Consider the following 11,089-nt stretch of genomic DNA (forward strand, 5'->3'; position numbering starts at 1 on the left):
AATATGTTTGGATTTCTGCGCTCAACAACGTCAAAAAGTCATACTCTAAGCGATGATGAGGTCAATCAGCGTTATCGTTATTGGCGTCTTCACATCATGATAGGAATGTATGTCGGCTATGCAGGTTTTTACTTCACTCGTAAAACCTTTAATTATGCCGCGCCAGCCATGATCACCGATCTTGGCTTAGACAAAGGCGATATCGGCTTGATTGGCACGCTCTTTTATCTTTCTTACGGCTTATCTAAGTTTATTTCAGGCACCATATCGGATCGGTCGAACCCGCGTTACTTCATGGGGCTCGGCCTAATCGCGACAGGCTTGATCAATATCGCGTTTGGTTTTTCTAGTTCGTTGGCGGCTTTTATATCGCTTTGGGTGCTTAATGCATGGTTCCAAGGCTGGGGCTGGCCATCGTGTTCCAAGTTATTGACGACCTGGTATTCTCGCTCCGAAAGAGGCTTTCGCTGGGCTATATGGAATACAGCACACAACGTTGGTGGGGCATTGATTCCTATTCTCGTCGGCTATCTAACTCTCCAATACAGTTGGCGATCTGGGTTTATATGGCCGGGTGTGATTGGTGTTTTTATTGGTCTTATTGTCTGTTGGCGCTTACGTGATAAGCCCACGACCATGGGGCTTCCGACGGTAGGGAAGTGGCGCAATGACCATCTAGAATTGGCGCAAGAGAGCCATGGGCAAGGGTTAAGCTATCGAGAGATCCTGAAAACCTATGTGTTCAGCAATAAGTACATTTGGCTGCTTGCCTTTAGCTATGTGTTGGTTTACATCGTAAGAACGGCAGTTAACGACTGGGGCAATTTATATCTCACCGAAGAGCACGATTATAGTTTGATAAACGCCAACGCTGCGTTGTCTCTGTTTGAGATTGGCGGTTTCGTTGGTTCACTTGTTGCTGGATGGGGATCGGATAGGCTGTTTGGTGGTAACCGTGGTCCCATGAATATCCTGTTCGCGATTGGTATCTTCCTCTCGGTATCCGCTTTATGGCTTATGCCTCTAACCAACTTTGTGTTTCAAGCGGCTGGGCTGTTTTGTGTAGGCTTTTTTGTGTTTGGCCCTCAAATGCTAATAGGCATGGCTGCCGCGGAATGCTCACATAAAGACTCCGCAGGAGCTGCGACAGGCTTTGTTGGCTTATTTGCCTATATGGGTGCTGCACTTTCTGGCTACCCATTAGCGCTCGTTCTAGAAACTTATGGCTGGAGTGGGTTCTTCATTACCATCTCGACTTGTGCGGCCGTTATTGGCTTGCTGTTACTGCCTTTCCTACAAGCTCAATCGCCTCAGAAAAGTGCAGAGGTTCGCTCTGGCTTTTAAGGGATTTCTTCGTGAATAAGATAGCTGCTAGTGGTCCTCTGGTTATTATGCAGCTACCCTATCTTCAGCGTTTTTTATACGTAGCATTCAAATGTGACTCTTTTCACGCTTTTCATGGTTCTCACCTTTTTCTAAGAATTTTTCCTATTGCGTCTAAGACCTCATCTCATGTGGGTTCTAGCTACTCTCTGTAGTCTTTCTAATTATTTACGTTATTAGAAATTAGCTCTCTGAATTGTGTTCAAAGGGCTCACTACGGAAAACGCCATGTCACTCAGCCACTTCTCAGAACACTCATTTTTCCCAATGGAAAACACCATCCAAAATTATGCATGGGGGAGTATTTCTTCGATACGTGAACTGTTTGGCTTTAAGAATGAGTCACAAGAGCCGCAAGCGGAAGTTTGGATGGGAGCGCATCCAAAAGGTTGCTCAATGGTTAAGCTTGACCAACATTTGGTGCCTCTCTCTGAGCTGATTAACAAGAATAAACCCGCTTATTTATCTACTGATATTGCGCAGGAGTTCGGTGAACTGCCGTTCTTGTTTAAGATCTTGGCAGCGGAAAAAGCGCTATCGGTCCAGGTCCACCCAAACAAGCACCAAGCCGAGTTAGGCTTTGCGAGAGAGGAGCAAGCAGGAATCCCTCTGACTGCAGGGCATCGTAATTACAAAGACTCTAACCATAAACCTGAATTGGTTTACGCGATCACTGAATACCAAGCGATGAATGGCTTTCGAGAATTTAACGAAATATTAGGTTTGTTCAGAAGATTAGACTCTAGCGTGCTCGCTGGCTTGGTTGAAGAGTTTGGGACCCACCTTGACTCTCTAGGTTTAGAAGCGTTTTTCCGTGATCTATTAACGCTTAATGACCAATGTAAACATCAAGCATTAGATCAACTTCTGACTTACGCAGAGTCTCATCAAGACCAAGCTGAATTTGCTTTGGTTACTGAGCTTAGCCATCAGTACCCGAACGATATCGGTTTGTTTTGTGTTCTGCTGCTTAACTTGATCACATTGGAGCCGAGTGAAGCGATGTATTTGAATGCGAACACTCCGCACGCTTACATTAAAGGTACCGGGCTTGAGATTATGGCAAATTCAGACAACGTGCTACGAGCAGGTTTAACGCCAAAACACATTGATGTCGCTGAGTTAGTCGCCTGCACAAAATTCACGCCAATTCCGTTCGAAGGCTTGTTGTTAGAGCCATCAAAACTGGGTAAATGTGATTGTTATGATATCCCGGTCAGTGACTTCAATTTCAATATCTTTCATCGTCCTCATCAAGAAGAAGTTATCACAAGTGGCGCTGAAATTTTAATGGCAATAGATGATGATCTAGTGCTAATGAGTCAGAAAGGCGAGCACTTAACCCTCACCAAAGGGCAATCGGTATTTATCCCAGCCTATATTGGTCACTACGAATTGAGCAGCAAAGGGCGAGTGGCGAGAGCGTTTAATTAGCGAAGTCGCTTCTAGTTTAAATAGAGAGTCATCCCCACGAAATTAGTATCACTATCATCAACAATTTGGTAGTCAAGCGCCTGATAAAAACTGATGGCGCGGGTGTTACTTCTAAAGCTCGACAGAGTGACTTGGTTTCGTTGCTCTTGATGGGCTTTTTCGTGGATGCGTGACATGACTTTTTTACCAATAGACTGATCTTGGTATTGATGGGAAATGATCAGAAGGTGAACATGGTATGCGTTGTCATAAGGCTTAAAACACACAAGTCCAACCCTTTGTTTTCCTAGGTATACCCAATGAAACCAAAAGGGATTGTACTCGTTTAAAAGTCGTTGACGTTGGAAGTCGTCATCCCATCCGAAAACGCTATCTACGTGTATGAATATACCTTGTTTCACACACGCAAATAGTTCTTCGAATTCATGATTTGAAACGAGCTGGAATTGTATATTCTCTTCTTGTCTTGCCACAGTGTCCGCTTCCTTATCAAACGCCTTTGAATAAGCAAACAGTAACATAATTGAAGAAGCCGAATTAGCTTAGATTTGCGATGTGATGAAACCAAAAAGCCATGCGTAGTGCATGGCTTAGAATAAAGTATTGGATTGATTTTTCTATACGATCTTAAGCGCGTGATGGCGCGTGAGCTGTTTGTGTAGCGAGTCTTTTAGCTCCATGCGTTCTACTTTGAGGTTGTGCATGCTGTCGTCATCGATAGGGCTGCCAGAGATTTCTAGCTGACGGATGTCGTAGTCGAGTTGGTGGTATTTCTGCATGTCTGCTTTGAATTTTTCGTCGTCGTGGTTGAGCTGAACAATGTCTAATTTAAGATCTGGGAAATCTAAGATAAAGGCATGGTTTTCATTGAGCATTGGCACTTCCTCTCTAGTCGGATTTTTAGGGCGTGTTGATCTTTCGAGCTTGTTTTTGCGGCGAATTGCTGGGTATTTCTACAAGGCAGAGGCTTTGATGTGTAGCTAGCCTACATGAGAGGCCGATAACGTAGTAGAAATAACCAGCAAACGCTGCCCGAAGGGTTCGGCTAAAAGCGTTTTACTCTTTGTTAAGGGAGATTTGCTTAGAATGACTAGGCTACTTCTCCCTCGCCGCGATTAAAACGCTTTTATCTCGAACAAAATCCAACCGCGGAAGGTCAACACGCCCTGACAGTATAGAAGCAATTTATCGAAAGAAATGTGGTTCAAAACACAAAGCCGTAAAGCGATCAAAAAAGGGCTCAAACTCGAGGAATCATCTTCGAACTTGCGCCCTTTTATATGTATATAGCTAACTATTTATCGTTACATGTTTAGAACTATGTGTGTTGAAAGCAGAAAGCTTACTTCGCTTTCTTACCAGAGCGTTGCTGCTCTTTGTGTGCTAGCTTTTCTTTCTTACGTTGATCGATAAGGTGAGCGGCTTCGCCACCTACGTGGGTTTCGCCACGAGCATTCGACAGTTGAACTTGCTTTTCACGTTCGCGGAAACGGGCTTTCTGCTCGTCGCTGTGCTTATCAATACACTTAGGGCAGCTTACGCCTTTCTCGAAGTGCTCAGAGGCTTTGTCTTCGTCAGTGATTGGCAGACGACACGCGTTACACACATCGTAACCGCTCTTCTCTAGCTGGTGGTTAACTGCAACACGACCATCAAATACGTAGCAGTCGCCTTCCCACATGCTCTCTTCTTCTGGTACTTCTTCTAGGTACTTAAGAATGCCGCCTTCAAGGTGGTAAACCTCATCAAAGCCTTGCTCTTTCATGTAGGCCGTTGATTTTTCGCAACGAATACCGCCAGTACAGAACATCGCGACTTTTTTGTGTTTCTTAGGATCGAGATTTTCTTCAACGTATTGAGGGAATTCACGGAAGGTTTCTGTGTTTGGGTTTACAGCATTTTTGAATGTACCGATATCGACTTCGTAGTCGTTGCGAGTATCAACCAGAATTACATCAGGATCAGAAATCAGAGCGTTCCATTCGTTTGGTTTCACGTAAGTGCCGACAACGTGGCGTGGGTCGATACCCTCAACGCCCATGGTTACGATCTCTTTCTTAAGCTTAACCTTGGTGCGGTTGAATGGTTGTTCTTCGTTGAACGACTCTTTGTAAACAACATCAGCCAAACGAGAATCTTGTTTGAACCATTGAAGAAGAGCGTCGATAGATTCGCGCTTACCTGCAACGGTGCCGTTGATACCTTCACTCGCAAGTAGCAAAGTACCGCGGATTTGGTTGGCTTCTAACACGTCAGTGAGTGGCTGGCGAATTTCTTGGTAATCATCAAGTGCTACGAATTTATACAGAGCACATACAACATATTGAGACATGGTTTTTCCTTTCTGCGAGCTGGAACGTAAATCCAGAGCGTTGCCTTTTATGATACATACTGAGTTTGATTTACTCAGGTTTGCCCATATTGGCTTATTAAAATCCGCCGCAGTATAACCAAGCCAAGGAAGGACAAAAACCAACCAAAAGTAGGGCTATTTAGCATTATTACCAGTGTGGTTTTTGGACTAAGAAATGCAATGAAACCGTTTTATCTGGTTCGAATTACAACACGTATTCCCAAACCAAAAAGGCCCTGCTGTAAAAATACATCAGGGCCTTGGTATTGAATCTGTCTGACTTAATCAGCGATTACGCTTGGTTCAGTACTTCCGCTAAGCGTTTCACCGCTTCAGTCAACTCTTCTGGGTTGGCGTTGGTGAAGTTTAAGCGCAGTGCGGCTTTGGCTTCATCGGCCTTTGGATAGAATACTGGGCTTGGTACAACCGCTACACCATTCGATAGTAGAGTTTTAGCCAGTTCAAAGGTGTCGCACTCTGGGATTTCTACCCAAATGAACATCCCGCCATCTACGGCTTTTAAGACGCAATCTGCAGGCAGTTGTTTCTCTAATTCTGAGAACAGTACTTCATAACGAGACTTGTACAGGGTGCGAATGTTTTCCATGTGTACGCCAAAGTCTTCATGTTTTAGAAGACCAACAAGCAGTGCTTGCATTGGTACACTTGAGTGTAAATCCGCGCCTTGCTTCACTTTGATCAGTGGCTCAAGGTAGCTGCGTTTTCCTGTTACTGCGCCAATACGTAAACCTGGCGATGCGATCTTAGAGAATGAACGAAGAACGATAGAGTTGTCAGGGCAGAACGAAGAAACCAACGGCAGTTCTGTACCTGTGAAACGTAGCTCACGGTATGGTGCATCTTCAATGAATGCCACGTTGTATTTGATACACAGCTCAGCGACTTTTTGACGAGTTTCTGTTGCCCAGCACACGCCGGTTGGGTTGTGGAAATCAGGCACGGCATAGAACATCTTCGGTGATTGCTGTGCAAAGCACGTTTCCAGTTCATCTAGGTTCGGGCCAAATTCAGTTTGAGACACGGTTGCAATGTTTGCTTGAACTAGGCCAAACACCTGCATCGCACCTAAGTAGCTTGGCGCTTCCATCACAACCACATCACCCGGGTCAACATACGCACGTGCAATCAAATCCAAACCTTGCTGAGAGCCAGTACAGATCATTGCCGTGTGTGATTCTGGCAATTGGTAGCTTTGTGTAAGGTGGTCAAGCAACGGGCCGTAACCGGCAGTCGAACCGTATTGGAAAACTTCAGGCATGTTCGCTAGGTTTTCTAGCGTTGGCTTCATTAAATCGATTGGGAATGTTTTCTCGTCCGGTAAACCACCGGCCAATGAGATGACATTTGGATCACTTGCGGCTGCGAGGATCTCTCGAATGTATGAAGATTGAATCTGTTGTAATGACTGTGCGATTTCCATGTGTTGTGTCTCGTCGTTTTTCGTTTTTATTCTATCGCTTGATATTACACGGCAATTGTAAAAACTAGCGTGTCCGTTTATGCTCTTAAACATGTCCATTTATGCTATTTAAACGATGTCACGACAACACTTATCCCGAATCAATGATGTTCTGTTCCATATTCATCAAGACATCAGTCAGCCTTTGTCGGCAAAAGCGCTCTCCGAGATTGCGGCTTATTCAGAACAACACTTCCACCGCACCTTTAAAAGCGTTGTTGGGGAGTCGCTACATCAGTACATTCGACGCACTCGAATGGAGTATGCGGCCAATCAATTGATGTTCGATACCACGTCGTCAGTGGTAGAGATTGCTAGCAAATGTGGCTTTAGTTCGGTGTCATCTTTCAGCCGAGCATTCAAAGCGACCTTTAACATGTCACCGGGAGAATGGCGTAAACACGACTTACAGATAGCAGAAAAACCCTATTTGAAAGATCCCGAAGTAGCGGCGGGTTATTTGAACGTGGCGCAGAGAGTGTTACCCGAACCTAAGATCGTTGAAACACCAGAGCGCATGGCGGCTTATGTTCGACATACGGGTTATAACCGTTCCATTCGCAACGCGTGGCTGATATTGAAAGCGTGGGCGAACTCAGAACAGCGCGACTTTTCGAGCCAATTTGGTTTGCATCACTCAAACCCTGCTTGGGTTGAAATGGACCAGTGCCGCTATGTGGCGTGTATCGCGATTGATGAGCCGATTAAGTATCGCAGTGTCGTGAACCAAATGGTGATTCCGGGTGGTTTACATGCTGTATTTCGACTGAATGGCCGTTATGGTGAACTGCTACCACAGATCAGTATGGTATTAGAAAAATGGTTACCGGCTTCTGGTTTCAAACAGCGCTCGACTCCCGCGTATGTGCATTATCATCGGAACCATTTTCTCAACAGTGATGAAGTGTTTGAGCTTGATTTCTATCTCCCTGTGAGTTTTTATTAGTAACCCCATTTTGAGGAAAAATTATGTATCTCGTTTTGTATTGCCACAATATTGGTATGACCGATTTTTCATTCTTTGAAACAGAAGATTTTGATAAAGAAGATGGCTATATCGTGCGAGGTAAGTGGCCGAACGAGAAAGCGTTTCGTGATTACTTAACCAAAGAGTTTGGTGACATGAGCGAATTTCAAGTGATCGACTTAATCGCCAAAGGTGCAGAAGCAGAACACTACTCGCCAGAAGAGTTGATGCGCTTAGCTTTGTAATATCTAGCTTAATAACGGTTAGCTCATCAACATCCAGTTAAGTAGCATCTTTCGAACAAACGAATAAAGAAATGGCAGCCTGACTGGGCTGCCATTTTTGTTTTAAGTGAGAGCTAATTGCTCTGTACTAAGAGTGAAGCTACTGCGCCACTTCGTCTACTAAGTACAAGATTGATTGATACGGAATGCCACTGTGATGTGATAAACCGATCTCACAGGTTCGGCTGTTGCTGAATCCACGAGTGCAGTTGCTCGGCACTTGTTCTTTGAGTGGGTGTACCGCCGCTTCATTCAGCTCTGGAGTGGTAAAACCTTTATCACCCGCCCAACCACAACACTGAATATGCTCAGGAACAATCACCTCTTCGGTACAGGCTTTAGCAAGATTCAACATCGCGCCTTCTAAGCCCATTCGACGAGAACTACACGTGACATGCAGCATTACGGTCTCTTGCAGCGGCTCAAGTGTCAGGTGCTCCAGCAGGTACTGGTTCACAAACCCTGTCGGCTCTAATACCTCTAACGGTTTGGTGAACTGTTCAATACTGCGTTTAGCACATGGACTGGTGTCCATTAATACTGGGTATTCACCCTGACGACTGGCTTGCCACAACACTTCTTCGAGTTGTTGTGCTTTAGATTGGGCTAAATCGGTCATCCCTTTGCTGTCGTAAGGCATGCCACAACATTGGTCGTCTAGCTTCTTCGGAAGAATAACCTCGAATCCGGCTTTGTTAAGCAAAGACATGGTCACTTCAGTTAGAGGACGTTGGTCGCCCGCATCGCTTTGTTGTCCCATGGTGCGACTTGCACAGGAAGGGAGGTAAACCACCTTCTTATGATTGCTTGAGGATTCTGCTGTCGCTGGTGATGAGACTAGCGAGTGACTATTGGATTGCGGCATCTCCGGCATCCAAACCGGTGTTGCACCTTTAGTTATTGAGCGCAGACCGTTGGTTAGCTTGCCGACGGTATTCGCGCCTAATACTTCACTCGCCACTTGGTTGGTTTTGAGGCCAGCCTTAGTCAGTTTTGTGGTGGTCGAGAAATGATCCGCTGTCCATTTGGCGATTGGTGTAAATTTCTCGTACTTGGCAATACGAAGCTTTTTAATCAAATCACCGGTGTTGATTCCCACTGGGCAACGCTCGGCACACAGGCCGGTTGCGGCGCAGGTATCAATGCCTTGGTATTCGAAGGTTTTCTCAAGTTCGCTTGCTTCTATTTCTTCACCTGCAGCACTGCGGCGTTGTAACTCGCGGTACAGCACGATACGTTGGCGAGGCGATAGGGTTAAGGTACGAGACGGACAAACAGGCTCACAGAAGCCACATTCAATACAGCGGTCGACAAGGTCATCGGCAGCAGGCATTGGCTTCAAATTGGTGATGTGTGAATTCGGGCTGTCGTTAATAATAACGCCGGGGTTGAGCAGTCTTTCTGGGTCAAACAGTGCTTTGATCTGTTGCATCAAGGCGTAGCCATCCTTGCCCCATTCTAGCTCCACATAAGGCGCCATGTTACGACCAGTACCATGCTCTGCTTTCAGAGAACCTTGGTATTTCACCGCAACCAGTTCGGCAACGTCATCCATGAAACCGCCGTAGCGATCGATTTCTGTTTGGCTGTCGAAGCCTTGAGTAAACACAAAATGCAGGTTGCCTTCGAGGGCATGGCCGAAAATGATCGCTTCGCTGTAGTCGTATTTGTCGAACAGCTCTTGCAGCTCTCGAATGCCGTTAGCGAGGTTTTCGACAGGGAAAGCCACGTCTTCGATGATAACGGTCGTACCGACTTCACGAACGGCTCCAACTGCAGGGAACATGCCTTTTCGGATGCCCCATAGGGTTGCGACTGTCTTTGGATCGGAAGTGAAAGGGACAGATTCAACAATCGTGTAATCAGCTAATGCATCCAAAATTGATTTACATTGTAAATCTAAGTCCGGCTGGGAGCTGGCGTGTGATTCAACCAAAATCGCTGCGGCTTCTAAATCCAAGTTAGGCATAAACGCAGGCATACCCGGTTTATCAGCCACTGAGCGCAGCGCTCTGCCGTCCATCAATTCAACGGCAGCAACGGGTGTTTTTGATAGCGTAGTAACGGCTTTACTGGCTTGCTCTATGTCGGCAAACACCAACAGCGCCGAAGCTTTGTTCGGGTGTTCGATAACCGTGTTGTAGGTGATCTCAGCAATGAAACCTAGTGTGCCTTCTGAGCCAATCATCAAGTGTTTGATGATCTCAATTGGGTCGTGGTAATCAACCAAGGCATTCAGAGCGTAGCCAGTGGTGTTTTTGAGGCGGTACTTGTGGCGGATTCTGTCTGCGAGTTCTTGGTTTGAAGCTGTCTGTTGATGTAATTCGACAATGCCTTCAAACAGATCTTTATGTGATAGCTTGAATGCTTCAACACTTGCGTTATCTGCCGTATCAAGCAGGGAGCCATCACTCAATACGATTTTCATGCTCTCAACGGTGCGATACGAGTTTTGCGCAGTACCACAACACATGCCGCTGGCGTTATTCGCCGCGATACCACCGATTTTACAGGTATTGATTGAAGCTGGATCTGGGCCGATTTTACGTTGGAAAGGGGCAAGGTATTTGTTGGCATCTGCACCAATCACACCCGGTTGCAGGATGATCTGATTGCCGTTGTCGACAATTTCATGACCACGCCAGTCGTCGGTCAGTGTGATGAGTACCGAGTCTGAAACGGCTTGCCCTGAAAGGCTGGTGCCCGCAGCGCGAAAGGTAAAATGAATGCTTAGCTCGCGACAGCTTTGAATGGTAAATATCACTTCGTCTAAGTTTTTGAGCCTTAGAACCATTTTCGGCACCAAGCGATAAAAACTCGCATCGGTGCCGTAAGCCAAGCGCTTTGCCTCTTGCGTGACAATGCGTTCTGTTTCTATTTTTTGAGCCAGTATCGCTTCAAGCTGCTGATAAGCTTGTTCGTCTATTACTCGCTCATGGGATGTGGTTGTCTCCATCTTTGCTTCCTTGTGCTTCTTATTTGGCACTGTTCAGGGCGTGTTGACCTTTCGTGGTTAAATTTTGTTCGAGATAAAAGCGTTTTAATCGCGGCGAGGGGGAAGTAGCCTAGTCACTCTAAGCAAATCCCCCTCAACAAAGAGTAAAACGCTTTTAGCTGAACCCTTCGGGCAGCGTTTGCTGGCCATTTCTACTACGTTATCGGCTTCTCATGTAGGCTAGCTACACATC

General features: G+C 45.9%; 9 protein-coding genes. 4 read left to right on the top strand and 5 right to left on the bottom strand.

What is annotated here, in order from left to right; translation table 11 throughout:
• The first annotated feature begins 3 nt into the window (after window positions 1–3).
• A complete protein-coding gene (locus tag AB4180_RS10000) occupies window positions 4–1,344 on the top strand; it encodes an MFS transporter (protein WP_009846134.1) in 1,341 nt (446 codons plus the stop codon).
• A gap of 267 nt (window positions 1,345–1,611) precedes the next feature.
• Window positions 1,612–2,817 (top strand): mannose-6-phosphate isomerase, class I, encoded by a 1,206-nt coding sequence (gene manA / locus AB4180_RS10005; protein WP_017102373.1) that lies wholly within the window; start codon window positions 1,612–1,614, stop codon window positions 2,815–2,817.
• 11 nt (window positions 2,818–2,828) lie between these two features.
• On the opposite strand, the gene AB4180_RS10010 is transcribed toward manA, so the two are convergent.
• The 4 genes from AB4180_RS10010 to AB4180_RS10025 form a co-directional block, all read right to left on the bottom strand.
• Entirely contained in the window at window positions 2,829–3,338 is a 510-nt protein-coding gene (locus AB4180_RS10010) for an N-acetyltransferase (RefSeq protein WP_017102374.1), read from the bottom strand.
• A gap of 96 nt (window positions 3,339–3,434) precedes the next feature.
• Window positions 3,435–3,692, bottom strand: coding sequence for a YdcH family protein (locus AB4180_RS10015; RefSeq protein ID WP_009846137.1), 258 nt, complete (start codon window positions 3,690–3,692; stop codon window positions 3,435–3,437).
• A 467-nt stretch (window positions 3,693–4,159) separates the two neighbouring features.
• Window positions 4,160–5,149 (bottom strand): rhodanese-related sulfurtransferase, encoded by a 990-nt coding sequence (locus AB4180_RS10020; RefSeq protein ID WP_017089989.1) that lies wholly within the window; start codon window positions 5,147–5,149, stop codon window positions 4,160–4,162.
• 313 nt (window positions 5,150–5,462) lie between these two features.
• Window positions 5,463–6,611, bottom strand: coding sequence for a PLP-dependent aminotransferase family protein (locus tag AB4180_RS10025; protein WP_017100901.1), 1,149 nt, complete (start codon window positions 6,609–6,611; stop codon window positions 5,463–5,465).
• A gap of 115 nt (window positions 6,612–6,726) precedes the next feature.
• On the opposite strand from AB4180_RS10025, the gene AB4180_RS10030 reads away from it, so the two are divergent.
• Window positions 6,727–7,596, top strand: coding sequence for a GyrI-like domain-containing protein (locus AB4180_RS10030; protein WP_012601191.1), 870 nt, complete (start codon window positions 6,727–6,729; stop codon window positions 7,594–7,596).
• 23 nt (window positions 7,597–7,619) lie between these two features.
• Complete coding sequence (locus tag AB4180_RS10035) at window positions 7,620–7,862, top strand: hypothetical protein (protein WP_009846141.1); 243 nt, start codon at window positions 7,620–7,622, stop codon at window positions 7,860–7,862.
• A 139-nt stretch (window positions 7,863–8,001) separates the two neighbouring features.
• Here AB4180_RS10035 and AB4180_RS10040 read toward each other — a convergent pair whose 3' ends face one another.
• Entirely contained in the window at window positions 8,002–10,857 is a 2,856-nt protein-coding gene (locus AB4180_RS10040) for an FAD-binding and (Fe-S)-binding domain-containing protein (RefSeq protein ID WP_102248820.1), read from the bottom strand.
• Between the last annotated feature and the right edge of the window lie 232 nt (window positions 10,858–11,089).

The organism is Vibrio sp. 10N.286.49.C3 (genome assembly GCF_041469545.1).
GTDB lineage: Bacteria > Pseudomonadota > Gammaproteobacteria > Enterobacterales > Vibrionaceae > Vibrio > Vibrio tasmaniensis_A.